The following is an 18,429-nucleotide window of genomic DNA, read 5'->3' as shown; positions in this document are numbered from 1 at the left end:
AAACCTCACGCGCCCGCTTCGCGTCCCGAGAACGCGGAAATTCGGGCAGGGGCAGTGCTGCTCAGCTCGACGGCGTGATCTTGAGGATCTTGTCGTCGCTGCCGTTGGACGTCGTCACGTAGAGCGCGCCGTCCGGTCCCTGCACGGCGCCGCGCAGTCGCCCGTACGTGTGATTGAGCTCGGCGGGCTTCCAGGTCTCGAGCAGGGTGCCGGCCGAGCTGAACCGCAGCATCCTCAGCGAGGTGTCCTTGAGCGCGGTGACCGCGAGCGCTCCGCGCCAGCCGCCCCAGCCGGAGCTGCTGACGAACGTCGCTTCGCTGATCGCCTTGGTGGGGTCGCCGGAACGCCAGCGTGCCGAGATCTGCGTCCCGGGCAGGCTGTGATCGGTCATGGGGGAGTCGGCGCCCTCGTTGTAGGACGGGTCGCCGGCCTTGCGCGGCACGGGGTTCCAGCCGTAGTTGCCGCCATTGCGCAACAGGTTGATCTCGTCGTCGCGGTAGCTGCCGTGCTCGACCGACCAGATCGGCCCGTCGGTTCGCCGAGCGAGGCCCTGCACGTTGCGGTGCCCGTACGAGTAGATCTTGCGTTTCATGAGGTTGGTGCTCGTCTGGAACGGGTTGCCCTTCACCGTGCCGCCGGTCGTGGCGTCGACCCGCAGCACCTTGCCGCCGCCGGAGAACAGGTTCTGGGGGTTTCGCCCTGTCGCGGCGTCGCCGGTGCCGATGAAGAGCATGTTGCCGGAGCCCTTGAGCAGCGCGCAGCCGCCGTGCCGGCCGCTCGTCGAGGGCAGCCCGCTGACGAGCGTACGTTTGAGCGTCGCGTGCGAGAGCGTGTCGTCGAGGTGCCAGCGCACGACTCGTACGTCCTGGGTCGCGCCGGACTGATAGCCGTGGCACGTGATGATGTCGTGCGTCGTGGCGAAGTCTGCGGGCACCTCGACTGACATCAGCCCGGTCTCGCCCGATGCCCACATCCCTGCCGGCGAGTCGAGCAGGACCCGCTCGGCGCCGGTAGGCGTGCGGAGGGTCAGCCGCTTGAGGGAGCGTTCGGTGTAGAGCATCGACCCGTCAGGCAGGAACGCCAGGTCCCACGGGATCGCGAGGCCGGACCTGACGACCGTGACGTCGATCGAGGGACGGGTCGTCGCCGCAGACGCGGGCGAGACGACGGTGGACAGCAGGGCGACCGCGACGGCCGCGAGACACCAGCGCTTCATCGCACCAGTGTGCGCCCGGGGCGGACCAGGCGCGACTGCTCAGTAGCCGCCGTTGGCCTTGAAGCGGTCGTAGCTCGCCTGGATCTCGGCCTCGGCCTCGACCCGGCCGGTCCAGGTGGAGCCCTCGACGGACTTGCCGGGCTCGAGGTCCTTGTAGACCGTGAAGAAGTGCTCGATCTCGAGCCGGTCGAACTCGGGCACGTGGTGGATGTCGCGCAGGTGCTCCTGGCGAGGGTCCTTGGCCGGCACGCACAGGACCTTGTCGTCGCCGCCGGCCTCGTCGGTCATGCGGAACATGCCGATCGTGCGGCACGAGATGACGCAGCCGGGGAACGTCGGCTCGGACAGCAGCACGAGGGCGTCGAGCGGATCGCTGTCGAGGCCGAGCGTGTCGTCGATGAAGCCGTAGTCAGCCGGGTACTGCGTCGCGGTGAACAGCGTGCGGTCGAGGCGGATGCGATGCGTCGCGTGGTCGACCTCGTACTTGTTGCGGCTGCCCTTGGGGATCTCCACGGTGACGTCGAAAATCACTGGTGCCTCCGGCTGTTGAATGTGGGGGGCGCGGGCCGTGAAGGCCGCGCAACGGGTTTCTATAGTCTGGCGCATGTGCCGTCTCACGGGGAAACCAGGGTCTCGAAGCCTCGCGGGGCGATCGCCATCCCGGCGTTGGTCCTCGCGCTCGTCGTGGCGCTCGGGATCGTCCTGTGGTCGCGCGGCGACCTCAACAGCCTGATCTGCGACGGCGACTGTGGGCCGGCCAACGTCATCCCGCCGCGATCGCTGACGTCCGACACGCAGCCGGCCGAGCCGGGGCCGCGACTGCCGAAGCCCGGCGACGTCGATCCGGCCAGGCTCAAGGCTGCGGTCACTCCGCTGCTCGACGCCGGGGTGCTCGGGCCGCACGTCGGCTTCGCCGCCGTCGCGCCCTCGAACGGCACCGAGCTCATGGCTGCGGGCCGCGGAGCGTACGTCCCGGCGTCCACCACCAAGGTGCTGACGAGCTTCGCCGCGCTGTCGCTGATCGACTCGCAGCACCGCTACGTGACCCGTGTCGTCGGCTCGGGCGATCGCATCGTGCTCGTCGGCGGCGGCGATCCCTACCTCGCGGTCAAGCGCACGAAGACCAGTGACCCGGTCATCCGCGCCGACCTGACGACGCTCGCCAAGCGCACCGCCGCGGCCCTCGACAAGACCGGCACGACGAGCGTCCGGGTCGGCTTCGACGCCTCGCTGTTCAGCGGCCCCGACGCCAGTCCGGCGTGGGAGTCGTCCTACGTCAGCCAGAACATCGTCACGCCGGTCAGCGCCCTGTGGGCCGACCAGGGGGAGACCAACGGCGTACGCGCGAAGGATCCCGCTGCCAGCGCCGCCCGTACGTTCGCGAGTCTCCTGGAGGATCGCGGCATCTCGGTCAGCGGCGAGCCGGCGGCGACGACCGCCGAGGACGATGCCACGACGCTGGCGGTCGTCCGCAGTGCGACGGTCGCCCGGATCGTCGCGACGCTGATCCGGGTGAGCGACAACCAGGCCGCCGAGGTCATGCTGCGCCAGCTGGCGATCGCGGCCGGCAAGCCCGCGACGTTCGACGGCGGCACCGAGGCCGTGACCGACGTCCTCGAGCAGGCCGACATCGACACGCAAGGCCTCGCACTGCACGACGGCAGCGGCCTCTCGCGACGCAACCGGATAGCCCCGCTGACCCTGGCGCAGACCGTCAACGTCGCGGCGTCGACGCCGCGCACGGCCCAGCTCGTCGCGGACCTGCCGGTCAGCGGATTCACCGGGACCCTGGTCGACCGTTTCGCCAAGCTCAAGACGTCGCTGGGGACGGTCCGCGCCAAGACCGGGACGCTCACCGGGGTTCACTCGCTCGCCGGCTACGCGCTCGACGCCGAGGGGCGACCGGTCGTGTTCGCCGTGATGGCCGACCGCACCAGCAAGGGCGCACCGGTCGAGGCGCAGGCCGCCCTCGACAAGGTCGCCGCCGCCATCGCCGCGTGCCGATGCGGTTCGTGACCGAGACGACATCGCCCACGCGCCGCGTAACGTAGCCCCATGATCGATTGGAAGCTGGCGCTCTCGACGGCGACGAAGCTGTCGAAGCCCGGCCCTGACCTCTCGGCGGCCGAGGTCGCCGAGGCCGTGGCCGAGCTCCGCGAGGGCGCCGCCAGGTCGGAGGGGCCGGTCCGGGAGTTCAGCGACCTGCACGCGACGTCGGCCACGGCGCCGGTCCTGGTCGTCGACCGCCCCCGCTGGGTCGAGGCCAACCTCGACACGTTCAAGGTCATGATGGATCCGGTCATGGCCAAGCTCGCGGCCGGCAACAAGATGCCGTCGGGCGTCGGCCGGGTCGTCGGCGAGAAGATCAGCGGGGCCGAGCTCGGCGCACTGATGTCGTTCATGTCGACCAAGGTCCTGGGCCAGTTCGACCCCTTCTGGGACGGTCCCAACGGTGAGGGCGGCCGGCTCCTGCTCGTGGCGCCCAACATCGTCCAGGCCGAGCGACAGCTGGACGTCGATCCCCACGACTTCCGCCTTTGGGTGTGCCTGCACGAGGAGACCCACCGGGTCCAGTTCACTGCGGTCGACTGGATGCGCGATCACATGCGCTCGCTGCTCGACGAGTTCGTCGAGGCGACCGACCTCGACGCCTCGGCCCTCTCCTCACTCGTCACGGACGGCCTCGGCGAGGCGATCCGCATCGCCCGCGGTGACTCCGACGCGTCGCTGGCCGACCTGTTCCAGAACGAGCGGCAGCGCGAGATCGTCGACCGGCTCACCGGCATCATGTCGTTGCTCGAGGGCCACGCCGACGTCGTGATGGACGGCGTGGGTCCCGAGGTCATCCCGACCGTCGCCGAGATCCGACGCAAGTTCACGCAGCGCCGCAAGGGCGCCGGTACGTTCGACCGCCTGCTGCGCCGGTTGCTCGGCCTTGACGCCAAGATGCGCCAGTATCGCGACGGCGCCGAGTTCGTCCGTGAGGTCAATGCCAAGGTCGGGCTCTCGGGTTTCAACGCCGTGTGGGCCGAACCGGCCAACCTGCCCACCAAGTCCGAGATCCTCGACCCGTCCTCGTGGGTCACCCGCGTGCACGGCTGAGCGCAGCACCATGGGCGGCGCACTCGACCCCACGGTCGCGACGGGACGCAACCTCGTACGTGCCGCGCTGGCCGACCTCGGACCCGGCAGCCGCGTCGTCATCGGCGTCTCCGGCGGTGCCGACTCGCTGGCACTCGCCGCGGTGACCGCGTTCGTGGCAGCGCGCGAGGCGTTCGAGCTGTCGGCCGTGGTCGTCGACCATCAGCTGCAGGACGACTCGGCGGCCGTTGCCGGCCGGGCTGCTCAGCAGCTCGCAACCCTGGGAATCGCCTCAGAAGTGGTCGTCGTCGACGTCGGCACGGCGGGCGGGCCCGAGGCCTCCGCGCGCCGGGCCCGATATGCAGCCCTCGAACGTACGGGCGCCGACGCGATCCTGCTGGCGCACACCCTCGACGACCAGGCCGAGACCGTCCTCCTCGGGCTCGGTCGCGGCTCGGGACCGCGCTCGATCGCCGGCATGTCGCCGGTCGACGGCGTGCTCCGGCGGCCGTTCCTGACGCTGCGACGAGCCGACACCGAGCGCATCTGTCAGGCGCAGGGACTCGACTGGTGGACCGACCCGCACAACAGCGATCCGGCCTATCGCCGGTCGCGGCTCCGGGCTGACGTGCTGCCGCTCCTGGAGGACGTGCTCGGCGGCGGCGTCGCCGAGGCGCTCTCACGCACGGCCGACCAGGTGCGAAGCGACTCCGCGTATCTCGACGACGTCGCAGCGGCCGTCAAGCTGCCCCTGGACGTTCCGACCCTCACTGATCTGCACCCGGCGGTGCGCTCCCGCGTGCTCCGCCGCGGTGCCCTCGAGGCCGGCGCCGACGGGTCCGCGCTCGCCGCCGCACACCTCGTCGAGCTCGACCGGCTGGTCACCGACTGGCACGGCCAGGTGCGGATCGAGCTGCCCGGAGGAGTCGCCTGCGTACGGGAGGGGGATTCCCTGTCGTACGTCAGGACCCCTGTGGGAGGCTGATCCCGTGGACCTGACGCATGTCGAAGACGACCTCGAGCTCGATCAGACGCTGTTCACCGAGGAACAGATCGTGACCCGGCTCAAGGAGATGGCCGCGGACATCGAGCGCGACTACGAGGGCAAGGACATCCTCCTCGTGGGCGTGCTCAAGGGGGCGGTGATGGTCATGGCCGACCTGGCCCGCAGCCTCGACCGCCACGTCGAGATGGACTGGATGGCGGTGTCGTCCTACGGCTCGGGCACCAAGTCGTCCGGCGTGGTCCGGATCCTCAAGGACCTCGACACCGACCTTCAGGGCCGGCACGTGCTGATCGTCGAGGACATCATCGACACCGGCCTGACCCTGTCCTGGCTCATCACCAACCTCCGCTCGCGCGGCCCGGCGTCGGTCGAGATCGCGACGCTCCTGCGCAAGCCCGAGGCCCAGCAGATGGAGGTCGAGGTCAAGTACGTCGGCTTCGACATCCCCAACGCGTTCGTCGTCGGCTACGGCCTCGACTACAACGAGCGCTACCGCAACCTGCGGTGCATCGGCACGCTCTCCCCGCACGTCTATTCCTAGCAACCGCAGGGATGGTTCGCTGCTGGCGAACGCGTTCGGGGAACGTTGAACGGCAGGATGCTCGTTCAACTGGGAGACGGCGCTGCGTGTACCGTCTCATTACCGACCAGCACACCAGGAGGAGTGGACCCGCTCCACGCCGTACATGAACTTCAAACGCCTCTTCAAGGGCCCGTGGCTCTGGATCATCCTGATCATCCTTGCCGTCATCGCGATCATCGGCTTGTCCTCCAACGCCGACGGCTACAAGTCGGTCACGACCGGCACGATGGTGAGCTACCTCGACGACAACAAGGTCAAGGACGTCACGTTCGTCGACGGTGACCAGCAGATCCAGGCGACGCTCGACGACGGCAAGAAGGTCAAGGCCAAGTACCTCGGCGACCAGGGCGTGCGCCTCGTCGAGCAGGCCGAGAAGGCCAAGGCGGCCAAGGACCTCAAGACGTTCGACGTCAAGGTGCCCAAGTCCAACCCCGTGCTGTCGGTGCTGTTCAGCCTCCTGCCGATCATCCTGATCTTCCTGCTGATCATCTACATGATGAACAACGCCGCGGGCGGTGGCGGCCGGGTCATGCAGTTCGCCAAGTCCAAGGCCAAGCTCATGACCAAGGACACCCCCAAGACGACGTTCGCCGACGTCGCAGGCGTCAACGAGGCGATCGAGGAGCTCGGCGAGATCAAGGAGTTCCTCCAGGAACCGGCCAAGTTCCAAGCCGTCGGAGCCAAGATCCCCAAGGGCGTCCTGCTCTACGGCCCTCCCGGCACCGGCAAGACGCTGCTCGCCCGCGCGGTCGCGGGTGAGGCCGGCGTCCCGTTCTACTCGATCTCCGGCTCCGACTTCGTCGAGATGTTCGTGGGTGTCGGCGCCAGCCGCGTCCGCGACCTGTTCGAGCAGGCCAAGGAGAACGCCCCGGCGATCGTCTTCATCGACGAGATCGACGCGGTCGGACGCCACCGCGGCACCGGCATGGGCGGCGGCCACGACGAGCGCGAGCAGACCCTCAACCAGCTGCTCGTCGAGATGGACGGCTTCGACGTACGCGGCGGGGTCATCCTGATCGCCGCGACCAACCGTCCCGACGTGCTCGACCCGGCGCTGCTGCGCCCGGGCCGCTTCGACCGGCAGATCGGCGTCGAGGCGCCCGACCTCGCCGGCCGCACGCAGATCCTCAAGGTGCACTCGCGCGGCAAGCCGATCGCACCCGGCGTCGACCTCGAGGCGATCGGCCGCCGCACCCCCGGGTTCAGCGGCGCCGACCTGGCCAACGTGCTCAACGAGGCCGCGCTGCTCACGGCTCGCAACAACGAGAAGACGATCACCAACACGTCCCTCGACGAGGCGATCGACCGCGTGATCTCCGGACCGCAGAAGCGCAGCCGGCTGATGAACGAGGACGAGCGGCGCATCACGGCCTATCACGAGGGCGGCCACGCGCTCGTCGCCGCAGCGCTGCCGCAGAGCGACCCGGTCCACAAGATCACGATCCTGCCGCGAGGCCGGGCCCTGGGCTACACGATGGTGCTCCCCGACGAGGACAAGTACTCCCAGACCCGCGCCGAGCTGCTCGACAAGCTCGCCTACATGATGGGCGGCCGGGCGGCCGAGGAGCTCGTGTTCCACGACCCCACCACCGGTGCCGGCAACGACATCGAGAAGGCCACGGGCCTGGCCCGCGCCATGGTGACGCAGTACGGCATGACCGAGCGCCTCGGCGCCGTACGCCTCGGCGAGAACGAGTCGCAGCCGTTCCTGGGCCGCGACATCGGCCACGCCCGCAACTACTCCGAGGCCGTCGCGGCCGTCGTGGACGAGGAGATCAACAAGCTGATCTCCTACGCCCACCAGGAGGCGTTCGACATCCTCAACGAGAACCGCGACGTCCTCGACGCCCTGGTGACCGAGCTGCTCGAGAAGGAGACGCTCGACAAGTCCCAGGTCGCCGAGATCTTCAAGCCGCTCCGCCGTCGCGAGGTCCGCCCGGCATGGACCGGCTCCGAGACCCGCGTGCCGTCGACGCGTCCGCCGGTCGCCACGATCCCGGGCAAGTCCTACAGCGGCACCAACGGCACCAACGGGACCCCGGTCGTGATCGGTCCTGACAGCGGACCTGACGCCCCGACCCCGGCCGCCGGCGACGTGCACGGCGACCCCGAGCTGCCATGACGGTGGACCGGCCGCGCGCCGAGGCGGCCATTCGCGAGCTCCTGATCGCGGTCGGTGAGGACCCGGACCGCGACGGCCTGCGGGACACGCCGGCGCGGGTCGCCAAGTCGTACGAGGAGCTGTTGGCCGGGCTCGACCAGGACCCCGAAGAGGTGCTGACAGCGGTCTTCGACGTCGGCCACGACGAGCTGGTCCTGGTGAAGGACATCGAGATGTGGTCGATGTGCGAGCACCACCTGGTGCCGTTCTTCGGCGTGGCCCACGTCGGCTACATCCCGACCGATGGCGGCCGCGTCACCGGGCTGTCCAAGCTCGCGCGGGTCGTCGACGTCTTCGCCCGCCGTCCGCAGGTGCAGGAACGCCTGACGACCCAGATCGCCGACGCGCTCATCGAGCACCTCAACCCCCGCGGCGTCATCGTCGTGATCGAGGCCGAGCACCTCTGCATGACGATGCGCGGCGTACGCAAGGGTGGCGCCAAGACGATCACCAGCGCCGTCCGCGGCCAGCTGCGCGATCCGGCCACCAGGGCCGAGGCCATGGGCCTCATCACGGCACGCTAGGTCCGTCCGCCGTGCTGCCTGGGCTCCCCGAGGACCGCTGCCTCGTGATGGGCGTCGTCAACGTCACGCCCGACTCGTTCTCCGACGGCGGCAAGTGGCTGGACGCGCCGACGGCGATCCAGCACGGCATCGACCTCGTGCGCGACGGCGCCGACCTCGTCGACGTCGGCGGCGAGTCCACCCGGCCGGGCGCGAGCCGCATCGACGGCGACGAGGAGCTCCGCCGCGTCATCCCGGTCATCCAGGGCCTGGTGGCCGAGGGCATCACCGTCTCGGTCGACACGATGCGCGCCTCGACCGCGCAGCAGGCGCTCGACTCCGGCGCCGTGCTCGTCAACGACGTGTCGGGCGGCCGCGCCGATCCGGGGATGATGCGCCTCGCGGCGCAGGCGCACGCGCCGATCGTCCTGATGCACTGGCGGGCGCACTCGGCCCTGATGCAGCACCACACGCACTACGACGACCTCGTCGACGACATCGTCCGGGAGCTGATGGTGCAGCTCAACGCCGCGGTGCACGCCGGGGTCGACCCCGAGCGGATCGTCCTCGACCCGGGCCTGGGCTTCTCCAAGACCGGCGAGCAGAACTGGACCGTCCTCGCCCACCTCGACGCCTTCGTGGAGCTGCGTCATCCCGTGCTGGTCGCCGCCTCCCGCAAGCGGTTCCTCGGTGAGCTGCTCGCCGACGACACAGAGCTGCGGCCCACCGACGGCCGTGACGACGCGACCGCGGCGATCACGACGATCGCCGCGCAGGCCGGTGCGTGGTGCGTACGTGTCCACGAGCCGGCAGCCTCCGCCGACGCCGTACGCGTGGTCGCCCGGCTCGCCCAGGAGGCCGGGTGAGCGACTACCTCACGTCGCACCGGTTGTTCTACGACGCCGTCGAGACCGGCGACGTCGACCTCATGGCGTCGTTGTGGGTCGACGATGCGGACACCTCGTGCGTACATCCCGGCGCGCTGCCGCTGCGCGGGACGGCTCAGGTGCTGCGGTCGTGGACCGTGCTCATGGCCAACGTCGGCTACATCCAGTTCTTCCTCACCGACGTCGAGGTCACGACCTTCCCGCGGGGCGACGCCGAGCCGACCACGGCCGTGATCACGTGCACCGAGAACATCCTGTCGGGCGAGGGGCTGTCGTCCGCCGAGGCCTTCGCGGGGGGCAAGGCGGTGTGCACCAGTATCTTGGTCAAGGAACACGGGGGCTGGAAGTTCTGGTCGCGCCACGCCTCCCCGATCGCCGAGCTGCACATCGATGACGAGGACTCCTGATGATCCCGAACGGTCTTGACCGGATCGACCTGCGCGGCATCGCGGCACACGGTCACCACGGCGTGTTCCCCGAGGAGCGCCAGAACGGGCAGACGTTCATCGCCGACGTCAGCCTGGGGCTCGACCTCGGCCCGGCGGCTCGCGAGGGCGACCTGACCAAGACGGTCCACTACGGCATCCTCGCCCAGCAGATACACGATGCCATCGTGGGGGAGCCGGTCGACCTGATTGAGTCGCTCGCGCTCCGTATGGTGGACTTGTGCCTGGCCGAAGAGTCGGTCCAATGGGTTAGCGTGACGGTGCACAAGCCGGAAGCGCCCATCGAGGTGACGTTCGAAGATGTCGCCGTCACGATAGAGCGGAGCAAACTGTGACCGAAGCGCCCACCCCGTACGTCCTGGACGCCGACACGATGACTGGCGGGATGCGTCCCATCCGCCAGGCCGTCCTGTCCCTCGGCTCCAACCTGGGCGATCGGCACGGCAAGCTTCAGGGCGCGGTCTCGGCCCTCGAGGACACCCCTGAGGTGACGGTCGTCGCGATCTCCTCGGTCTACGAGACGGACCCGGTCGACGCGCCTGCGGACTCCGGCAAGTTCCTCAATGCCGTCGTGCTGATCGACACGACGCTGACGGTCCACACGCTCCTCGACCGCGCCTTGGCGATCGAGGACGCGTTCGGCCGTGAGCGCTCCGAGCCCGGCGCCCCGCGCACGCTCGACGTCGACCTGATCGTCGTCGGACCGCGCGTCGCCGACGACGAGTCCCTCAAGCTGCCGCACCCCCGCGCCCACGAGCGCGGCTTCGTCCTGGTGCCGTGGCTCGAGATCGACCCCGAGGGCGAGATCCCCGGTCGTGGATTCGTCGCCGATCTGCTCGAAGGCATCGACACCAAGGGCGTACACAAGCGCGAGGACCTCGAGATCATCCTGTGATCTCGTCTCGCGCATGAACCGGGTCCGGCCCACCTCGGCGCTGTTGGTCGTCGCGCTGGTCGGCTCAGGACTGGTGATCGGCCGGCTGATCCCGCCGCTCATCATCCGGCTCGACGGCAGCGTGCCGCGACTCGGCTGGGCGGCGCCGCTCACGCTGCTGCTTGCAGCGATCCTCGTGGGCACGTTCGCGTGGAACACCTGGCAGACGCTGCACAAGAAGCACGAGCGGATGACCGCCGACCACGGCATCAGGATGCTGTCGATCGCCAAGTCGTGCATCGTCGTGGGCGCGCTCGTCGCCGGTCTCTACGGTGGTTTCGCACTGGCCTATGTCGACGCCATGGACTCGCCGTTGGGCAAGGAACGGGTCGTACGCGGTGGCGCAGCCGCGATCGCCAGCCTGGTGCTGATGACCGCGGCGCTGCTGCTGGAGCGGGCCTGCCGGCTGCCCGGTGACGACGACGAGGGCCAGAGCGGCAAGGCCAAGAACGGCCGCCCCGACCCCACGCCGGCCTGACGACGTTGAGGTGACTGGCGCTAACCGAGCAGGGTGTCGCGGAGGGTGCCGAGGCCGACGCTGCCGACGGCGAGCGCCTGTCGGTGGAACTCCTTGAGGTCGGTGCCATGGGCCGCGACCCACTCGTCGCGGAGCTGCTCCCACATCCGCTGGCCGACCTTGTAGGACGGCGCCTGGCCGGGCCAGCCGAGATAGCGGTTGGACTCGAAGCGGATGAACGGCTCGTTCATGTTGACGTGCTGCGACAGGAACGGGAACGCGTCGTCGCCGGTCCACGTGCCGGTGCCGTCGGGCTTGGGCTTGCCGAGGTGCACGCCGAGGTCGATGACGACCCGAGCCGCCCGCATGCGCTGCCCGTCGAGCATCCCGAGCCGATCGGCCGGGTCGTCGAGGTAGCCGAGATCGGACATGAGCCGCTCGGCATAGAGCGCCCAGCCCTCACCGTGGCCGGAGTTCCAGTTGATGCGGCGCCAGCCGTTGAGCTCGGCGCTGTTGTGGACCGCGAGGCCGCACTGGAGGTGATGGCCGGGCACACCCTCGTGATAGACCGTCGTCAGCTCGCGCCACGTGTCGAACTCGGTGATGCCCTCCGGCACGCTCCACCACATGCGTCCGGCGCGCTCGAAGTCCTCGCTCGGCGGCGTGTAGTAGATGCCGCCCTCCTGGGTCGGCGCGATCATGCACTCGAGGCGGCGCATGGGCTCGGGGATGTCGAAGTGCGTACGTCCGAGGTCGGCGACGGCGCGATCGCTCGTCTTCTGCATCCACGCCTGCAGCGCGTCGGTCCCGTGCAGCTTGCGCGCGGGGTCGGCGTCGAGGTGCTGGATGGCCTCGGCGACCGTGGCGCCGGGCAGGATCTGGTCGGCGATGCGCTCCTGCTCGTCGACCATGCGGGCGAGCTCGTCGATGCCCCATTCGTAGGTCTCGTCGAGGTCGATCTCGACGCCGACGAAGTAGCGCGAGGCGATGGCGTAGTGCTCACGCCCGACGCCGTCCGCCTGCGGCGCATGCGGAGCGAGCTCTTGATCGAGGAACTCGGCCATGTCGGCGTAGGCCTCGGTCGCCGCGCGCGCCCCGGCCTCGAGCTCGGCCTTGAGCGCCGCCGGCACGTCCGCCCCGGCCGCGAGGCCGAGGAAGAAGCTGTCGGCGCCGGCCTGCTTGCGGGCCTGGTCGGCAACCTCGCGCACCTGGCGGATCGCGGGGACGTTGCCGGCGGCGATGCCGGCGCGCAGCGACTCGAGGTAGCCGGCCATCGCGCCGGGGACGTTGTGCATCCGCCGGGCAACGTGCGCCCAGTCGTCGTCGGTCTCGGTGCTCATGAGGTCGAAGATGTCGCGGAGGTCCTGCCCGGGCGAGGCGATGACGTTGAGGTCGCGCTGCCAGAAGCCGGCGTCATGCTTCTCGACGTCGAGGCTCAGCGTGCGGATGAGCTCGGCCTGCGTGACGCGGTCGACCTGATCGACGGGGGTCGCGGTGCGCACGCGCGCCAGCATCGCCTTGGCCGCATCGACGGCCGCCGCCGCGCCGTCGGGCGACCGGTCGGCGTAGTCGGCCTCGCGGCCCGGGCGGCCGAGGTGGATGTGCAGCTCGGGCTCGAGCTCGAGCATGGTGTCGAGCCATTCCTCGGCGAGCGTGTCGATCAGGGTCGGGATGCGGGGCGTGGAGTCGGCCATGGTCCGACCCTACGATGACCCCATGTCACTGACGCTCTGTGTACAGCTCTGGGCGGTGCCGGGCAACGAAGGACTCCTGGCGACGTACGAGGACGAGGTCCTGAGCCTGCTCGGCGATCACGGCGCGCGGCTGCTCCAGCGCGTACGCAGCGTCGAGCGCGGCGACGGTCCGTACGAGGTGCAGATCATCGAGCTGCCCGACGAGGCCGCCCTCGAGGCGTACCTGGCCGATCCGCGCCGCCTGGCCGCCGCTCCCCTCCGGGACCGCTCGGTGGCCCGCACGCAGATCACGAGGGTGACGCAAATCTGACGTCAGGTGGTTTCGGGGCTTCGGCCGCGGGCGGCCTCAGCACCTCAACCACCGGCTATTTGTCGACGTCGCCGACGACGAAGAACGTCGAGCCGAGGATCGCGACGAGGTCGGCCACGACCGCACCGCCGACGATCTCGGGCAGCACCGCGACGTTGTTGAACGACGCCGTGCGCAGCTTGAGCCGCCACGGCGTCTTCTCGCCGCGCGAGACGAGGTAGTAGCCGTTGAGCCCCAACGGGTTCTCGGTCCACACATACGTCGAGCCCTCGGGCGCCTTGAGGATCTTGGGCAGCCGGACGTTGACCGGCCCGGGCGCGATGTCGGCGAGTCGCGCGAGGCACGCGTCGGCGAGGTCGAGCGACACCTTGGTCTGCTCCAGCAGCACCGCGAACCGGGCGTAGCAGTCGCCCTCGGTCAGCACCGGCACCCGCAGCACGTCCTGCAGCTCGCCGTACGCGAGGTAGGGCTCGTCGCGCCGCAGGTCCATGTCGAGCCCCGACGCGCGGGCGATCGGTCCGGAGACCCCGTACGCCTCGACGAGGGCCGTCGACAGCACGCCCACCCCGCGGGTGCGGGCCCGGAAGATCTCGTTGCCGAAGATCAGCTCCTCGAGCTCCTGCAGGCGGCTGCGCACGGTCGCGATCGCCGCCGACGCGCGCCCGGTCCAGCCGGCCGGAATGTCCTCCTTGAGGCCGCCGACGCGGTTGAACATGTAGTGCATCCGCCCGCCGGAGACCTCCTCCATGACCTCCTGGATCGTCTCGCGCTCACGGAACGCGTAGAAGATCGGGGTGATCGCACCGAGCTCGAGCGGGTAGGAGCCGAGGAACATCAGGTGGTTGAGCACCCGGTTGAGCTCGGCGAGCAGCGTACGGATCCACGTCGCGCGCTCGGGCACCTCCATCCCGAGCATGTCCTCGACCGCGAGCACGACACCGAGCTCGTTGGAGAACGCACTCAGCCAGTCGTGCCGGTTGGCGAGCATGATGATCTGGCGATAGTCGCGGACCTCGAACAGCTTCTCCGCACCACGGTGCATGTAGCCGATGATCGGCTCGCACGCGACGACCCGCTCGCCGTCGAGCGTCAACCGCAGGCGCAGGACACCATGGGTCGCCGGATGCTGCGGACCGATGTTGAGCACCATGTCGGTCGTCGCGAACCCCGTGCCGACGCTGGCGGTGACCTCGGTCATGGGTGCCGCCCGAACAACCGCTGGACGTAGCGGATGAGCCGCTTGGTGAGACCACGCGGCGAGTTGCGCTCGACCCGTTCGAGCCGGGCGTACAGCTCGTCGATCTGGCGCTTCTGCGTCGCCAGCTTCCCGGCGGTGGTGGCCTGGATGCGGGCGTGCCGGCTGCCGGCGCCGCTCCACGGCGGGTGCGGGAACGGGTGCTCGTACGCCTGGGGGTGGCGGGTGATGTCGAGGACCATGCCGTCGCGCAGCCACTTGAGCCGCGACGCGACCTCATGGCCGTCAGAGGCGATCAGCGGATGCACCGGCGGGGGGAACCTGGCGGCGGCGAGGCGCTCGTCGAAGTCGCCGGTGCCGTTGCCCTCGGTCCACATGTGCTCGAGGCCGTTGCGCTCGAGGAACGCCGTGTAGCGGTCGAACCCCTCGGGCAGCGCGGCGTTGAACTCCGACATGTCGGTCGACTCGTAGAGGTCCTCGGCCTTGAGCTCTGAGGTGAACTCGGGCATCAGCGTGTAGGGCATCCGGTGGTACTCGGCGAGCTCCAGCGTCCGTGAGTCGTGGGCCAGCAGCAACGCCGGCGTACGCCCGAGGAGTGCCGCGACGTTGCCGTGGAACCTGGTGCCGTAGGCGAAGTCCTGCGTCGCCAGGAAGTCGTACCAGGTCCAGGTGTCGAGGAAGAGCCTGATGCGGTCGGACTGGTAGAGCGGGTGGTCGAGGTGCACCGGCACGAGCGGGTCGTGGACGTGCGGGAACGGGGTGCCCCACAGCAGCATGCGCAGGTCGTGGGCGTCCTGGCCGATGTAGGTGAGGTGGGGGTGCCGTGCTGCCTGCGCCGTCGCGAACGCGCCGATGCCGGCGACCTCGGGCGTCAGGTTGAGCGCGAGCGGGCTGTCGACCGAGATCGAGTCGACCTTCTTGTCGACCCGGAAGTCGCGACCGTGCAGGAACAGGGACGGGCAGCCGATGACGTCGACGGACGCCTCGGGGAAGCCGAGCCCCACGAGATAGGCCTTGGTGAACTCACCGCGTACGCCGATCGAGGCCGACCGGTCGAGGACGAGCCCGACGAACTTCTTGACGGTGTCGGCGATCGGCTCGAGCGACTCGACACCTTGGCCGTGGGCGGCCTGGGCGCCGATGCCGACGACCGTGACGGGGATCGTCAGGTCCTCGAGCAGCTCGCTGAGCCGGTCGAGGCGGGGTGCGAACTCCGGACGAAACGCGTTGGCCATCGGGATGACGAAGTGGTCGAACTCGTCGTTGACCCGAGCCGCATCACCGTGGGCCGGCGGGATGCGCTCGGACAGCGTGCTGTTGGAGACGAGCTCGGCGCGGTCGATCGAGAGCGCCTTCCAGACCGAGTGCTGGAACAGGTAGTTGCCGCTGTTGCTGTTGAACACGTCCTGCGTCAACGTCGACTCGGCGACCACGGGGGTGAACGGGTCCTTGCCGGATCGGATCAGCAGCCGCGTCATGTCGCAAGTGTTCCATGGCCGAGGGTGTCGGTGACGAGCCACCAGAAGTCGCCGAGCCCGCCGTCGGCCATGAGCTCGCCGGCCTCGCCCGCAGCCGACAGTCCCCGGAGGTAGGCGCCCGGATCTGAGTGCGCGAGCTCGAGCGGCGGACGCGTGCCGTCGAGGCCGAGCCGGGCCAGCGCGTCGCGCTGCCGGATCAGCGACGCTCCGGTCAGCGCCGCGACCGAGTCGACGGCGACATGCGCCGTGACGTCACGGCTGCCGTCGGGGACCACATCGACCTCACGGCCATCTGCGTACGACCGCAGGCTGCCGAACGGCGGCCGGTCGCCGCGGGTGTGGCCGTAGTCGATCGCGATGGCCGTGCCCCTCACCCGCGACACGGCGTCGGTCCACGCCGCGTCGCGCGTCTCGCCGATCTCGGCCCGGTCGCCCGGTTCGTGCAGCGGCCACCAGTCGCGCAGCCACGCCGAGTCGTACGCCTCGCCGAGCGTCTCCTCGCCGGTCCCCGGATCCACGAGCACCTCGCGTACGACGCCCTCGCCGTCGAGCTCGACGACGTCGCAGGGGATGTTGTCGAGCCACTCGTTGGCGATCAGCAGCCCGTCGACGTGATCGGGCAGATCGGGCTGCCAGCCGATCGATGCGGGCACCGCATCGGGCCTGGGGGCGAGCTCGACGCCGGTGAGCTCGACACCGTCGACGAGGGGATCCAACGCGATCAACAGCTCTCCACCACCGGCGGCGAGGTCCACGACCTGGCGCGCACCCGTGCTGCGCACGAGCTCGGCGATCGCGCCCGCGAACGCCGTCATGTGCACGTTGGTGCGGAAGTGCTCGGCGGGCCTCGAGGTCCGGAAGAACCCGGCTTCGGCGTACAGCGCCCGCTCCCAAGCCTCGCGCCACGGGAGCGGCCCTCTCGTCATGCGATCACGGTACGCACTCGTCGCTATGCTCGGCGCGTGGCTCGACTTCGGAGGCGTCTGCGGCGAGCCGTGACGATGCCGCTGGACCGGTGGCGCCAGCGCTCCCGCCCAATGCTGACGATCGTCGTGCCGGTCTACAACGGCGAGGCCTACCTCGACGAGTGCCTGACCTCGGCGCGCAAGCAGGACTATCGCCGGGTCGAGATCGTCGTGATCGACGACGGCTCGACCGACGGCAGCCTCGCTGTCGCTCACCGGCATGCCAAGGCCGACGCCCGGGTGACGGTGCTGAGCCAGGCCAACGCCGGTGTCGGCGAGGCCCGGCGGGCGGCCGTCGCGGTGGCGACGGGGGAGTTCCTGACGTTCCTCGACGCCGACGACTCCTTGACCCTCGGCGGCCTCCGCGCGGCGATGGACGTCCTCGAGGAGACCGGCTCCGACGTCTCGGTGATGCCCTACCAGCGGCAGGAGGGCGCGGCGATCCGACCGCCGGCGCCGTGGATCCGCAGCCTCCACGCGAAGCCCGCCCGACATGTGGCCCTCGTCGACCGGCCCGACGTGCTCGTCAATGCCGTCGCGTGCGCCAAGATCTTCCGGCGTACGTTCTGGGACTCGACCCAGCTGGCATTCCCCACGGTGCTGCTCGCCGGTGACCAGATCGTGACGGCGACGGCCTACCGGGACGCCGATGGCATCGATATCTCGGGGGTCATGGGCTACACGTGGCGCCGTCAGGAGTCGTCGATCTCGCAGGGGCAGGTGACTGCCGAGGCGGTGCACGCCCGTCAGGACGCGATCGACGCCGTGCTCGACGTGCTCGCCCCACTGCCGGACGTACGCGCCGAGCGGGCGCTGCAGTACCTCCGCTACAACATCCCCAACTCCGTGCTCAAGCTCGAGCGGGCCGACGAGGCCTATCTCGACGCCCTCGTCGAGCGCGTGCCGCGCATCGTCGAGGCGGCACCGGCCGACCGCTACGCGCGGGAGGTGCCGGCGCAGTACCGCGTCCTCTACGCGCTGTTCGCCAACGGGGACCGCGAGGCGATCTGGCGATACGTACGCGCCGAGGGCATGCAGTCCGAGATGCATCCTTCCGGCTATGAGCCGGCCGGCCTCACGTCCTACCTGCCGGGCTGGCAGAGCGACCCGGTGCCGCCCGAGGCGTACGTGCTGACAGCCGAGCAGACCGCGGCGAAGGTGCAGGTCCGCGGCTCGCGCGTGAATGGGACCGACCTCGTGCTCGACGTCGCAGCATGGTTCCCGAACGTCGACCCCGTCAGCCCCACGATCGAGGTCAAGACCGACGGTGACGTCGCGGACGTCGAGCACGTGGGGGAGCCCGCGCTCTTCCGATCGCGGATGGGCAGCGAGCGGGCCTACCCGGGCTCCGGCTGGACCGTGACCCTTCGTGGTGCTGCCCGGCGGGCGCCACGGGCCATCACGGTGACGCTGCAGGACGGCCCACTCGAGGGCACCGCCACCGCCAAGGTGCCCTGAGGACCGCTCGTCATGTGACTCATGGCATAGGTCGTAGGCCTGTCGCCACGGCCAC

At 69.9% G+C, this 18,429-nt stretch carries 19 protein-coding genes; 13 read left to right on the top strand and 6 right to left on the bottom strand.

The window, feature by feature from the left end; genetic code table 11:
* Positions 1–61 precede the first annotated feature (61 nt).
* Positions 62–1,216: a PQQ-dependent sugar dehydrogenase gene (locus ASC61_RS04640; protein ID WP_056209959.1), complete on the bottom strand. Its 1,155-nt coding sequence runs from the start codon at positions 1,214–1,216 to the stop codon at positions 62–64.
* Positions 1,217–1,255: 39 nt separating this feature from the next.
* Complete coding sequence (locus ASC61_RS04635; RefSeq protein ID WP_442854209.1) at positions 1,256–1,822, bottom strand: inorganic diphosphatase; 567 nt, start codon at positions 1,820–1,822, stop codon at positions 1,256–1,258.
* On the opposite strand from ASC61_RS04635, the gene dacB reads away from it, so the two are divergent.
* The 11 genes from dacB (at position 1,823) to ASC61_RS04580 (ending at position 11,295) form a co-directional block, all read left to right on the top strand.
* Positions 1,823–3,232 carry a D-alanyl-D-alanine carboxypeptidase/D-alanyl-D-alanine endopeptidase gene (gene dacB / locus ASC61_RS04630; protein WP_162243641.1) on the top strand — a complete coding sequence of 470 codons (1,410 nt, stop codon included), beginning with the start codon at positions 1,823–1,825 and terminating at the stop codon, positions 3,230–3,232.
* Positions 3,233–3,271: 39 nt separating this feature from the next.
* A complete protein-coding gene (locus ASC61_RS04625) occupies positions 3,272–4,318 on the top strand; it encodes a zinc-dependent metalloprotease (protein ID WP_056209953.1) in 1,047 nt (348 codons plus the stop codon).
* 10 nt (positions 4,319–4,328) lie between these two features.
* Complete coding sequence (gene tilS, locus ASC61_RS04620) at positions 4,329–5,282, top strand: tRNA lysidine(34) synthetase TilS (protein WP_056209951.1); 954 nt, start codon at positions 4,329–4,331, stop codon at positions 5,280–5,282.
* A 4-nt stretch (positions 5,283–5,286) separates the two neighbouring features.
* The gene (gene hpt, locus ASC61_RS04615; protein ID WP_056209949.1) at positions 5,287–5,844 is read left to right on the top strand and encodes a hypoxanthine phosphoribosyltransferase; all 558 of its coding nucleotides are present in this window, start codon (positions 5,287–5,289) and stop codon (positions 5,842–5,844) included.
* A gap of 145 nt (positions 5,845–5,989) precedes the next feature.
* A complete protein-coding gene (gene ftsH, locus ASC61_RS04610) occupies positions 5,990–8,008 on the top strand; it encodes an ATP-dependent zinc metalloprotease FtsH (RefSeq protein WP_056209947.1) in 2,019 nt (672 codons plus the stop codon).
* Positions 8,005–8,571 carry a GTP cyclohydrolase I FolE gene (gene folE / locus ASC61_RS04605; RefSeq protein ID WP_056209944.1) on the top strand — a complete coding sequence of 189 codons (567 nt, stop codon included), beginning with the start codon at positions 8,005–8,007 and terminating at the stop codon, positions 8,569–8,571. The genes ftsH and folE overlap by 4 nt, the downstream gene beginning before the upstream one ends.
* Positions 8,572–8,618: 47 nt before the next feature.
* Complete coding sequence (gene folP / locus ASC61_RS04600) at positions 8,619–9,416, top strand: dihydropteroate synthase (protein ID WP_056209942.1); 798 nt, start codon at positions 8,619–8,621, stop codon at positions 9,414–9,416.
* A complete protein-coding gene (locus ASC61_RS04595; RefSeq protein WP_056209940.1) occupies positions 9,413–9,844 on the top strand; it encodes a nuclear transport factor 2 family protein in 432 nt (143 codons plus the stop codon). The genes folP and ASC61_RS04595 overlap by 4 nt, the downstream gene beginning before the upstream one ends.
* The gene (gene folB / locus ASC61_RS04590) at positions 9,844–10,218 is read left to right on the top strand and encodes a dihydroneopterin aldolase (RefSeq protein WP_056209938.1); all 375 of its coding nucleotides are present in this window, start codon (positions 9,844–9,846) and stop codon (positions 10,216–10,218) included. Before ASC61_RS04595 ends, folB begins: the two co-directional genes overlap by 1 nt.
* Positions 10,215–10,778: a 2-amino-4-hydroxy-6-hydroxymethyldihydropteridine diphosphokinase gene (folK, locus tag ASC61_RS04585; RefSeq protein WP_056209936.1), complete on the top strand. Its 564-nt coding sequence runs from the start codon at positions 10,215–10,217 to the stop codon at positions 10,776–10,778. The genes folB and folK overlap by 4 nt, the downstream gene beginning before the upstream one ends.
* A 13-nt stretch (positions 10,779–10,791) precedes the next feature.
* Positions 10,792–11,295, top strand: coding sequence for a DUF3180 domain-containing protein (locus ASC61_RS04580; protein WP_056209935.1), 504 nt, complete (start codon positions 10,792–10,794; stop codon positions 11,293–11,295).
* 20 nt (positions 11,296–11,315) lie between these two features.
* On the opposite strand, the gene ASC61_RS04575 is transcribed toward ASC61_RS04580, so the two are convergent.
* Positions 11,316–12,968 (bottom strand): DUF885 domain-containing protein, encoded by a 1,653-nt coding sequence (locus tag ASC61_RS04575; protein ID WP_056209933.1) that lies wholly within the window; start codon positions 12,966–12,968, stop codon positions 11,316–11,318.
* 22 nt (positions 12,969–12,990) lie between these two features.
* Between ASC61_RS04575 and ASC61_RS04570 the strand changes: the two genes are divergently transcribed.
* A complete protein-coding gene (locus ASC61_RS04570; RefSeq protein ID WP_056215311.1) occupies positions 12,991–13,278 on the top strand; it encodes a hypothetical protein in 288 nt (95 codons plus the stop codon).
* A gap of 55 nt (positions 13,279–13,333) precedes the next feature.
* Here the strand turns inward: ASC61_RS04570 and ASC61_RS04565 are convergent, their stop codons facing one another.
* From ASC61_RS04565 to ASC61_RS04555, 3 genes are read right to left on the bottom strand one after another with little or no spacing between them, the layout of a single operon-like run.
* Positions 13,334–14,476, bottom strand: a complete 1,143-nt coding sequence (locus ASC61_RS04565; RefSeq protein ID WP_056209931.1) for an NADH-quinone oxidoreductase subunit D — start codon at positions 14,474–14,476, stop codon at positions 13,334–13,336.
* Complete coding sequence (locus tag ASC61_RS04560; protein WP_056209928.1) at positions 14,473–15,951, bottom strand: polysaccharide pyruvyl transferase family protein; 1,479 nt, start codon at positions 15,949–15,951, stop codon at positions 14,473–14,475. Before ASC61_RS04560 ends, ASC61_RS04565 begins: the two co-directional genes overlap by 4 nt.
* A complete protein-coding gene (locus ASC61_RS04555; protein ID WP_056209926.1) occupies positions 15,948–16,877 on the bottom strand; it encodes an SAM-dependent methyltransferase in 930 nt (309 codons plus the stop codon). Before ASC61_RS04555 ends, ASC61_RS04560 begins: the two co-directional genes overlap by 4 nt.
* Before the next feature lie 36 nt (positions 16,878–16,913).
* Between ASC61_RS04555 and ASC61_RS04550 the strand changes: the two genes are divergently transcribed.
* On the top strand, positions 16,914–18,374 hold the full coding sequence (locus ASC61_RS04550; RefSeq protein ID WP_157439375.1) for a glycosyltransferase family 2 protein: 1,461 nt from the start codon (positions 16,914–16,916) through the stop codon (positions 18,372–18,374).
* The last annotated feature ends 55 nt before the right edge of the window (positions 18,375–18,429 follow it).

Origin of the sequence: Aeromicrobium sp. Root344 (assembly GCF_001425755.1) — a bacterium.
Lineage (GTDB): Bacteria > Actinomycetota > Actinomycetes > Propionibacteriales > Nocardioidaceae > Aeromicrobium.
The sequence above is the reverse complement of the archived record's forward strand: the minus strand, read 5'-3'. Positions and strand labels throughout refer to the sequence as shown.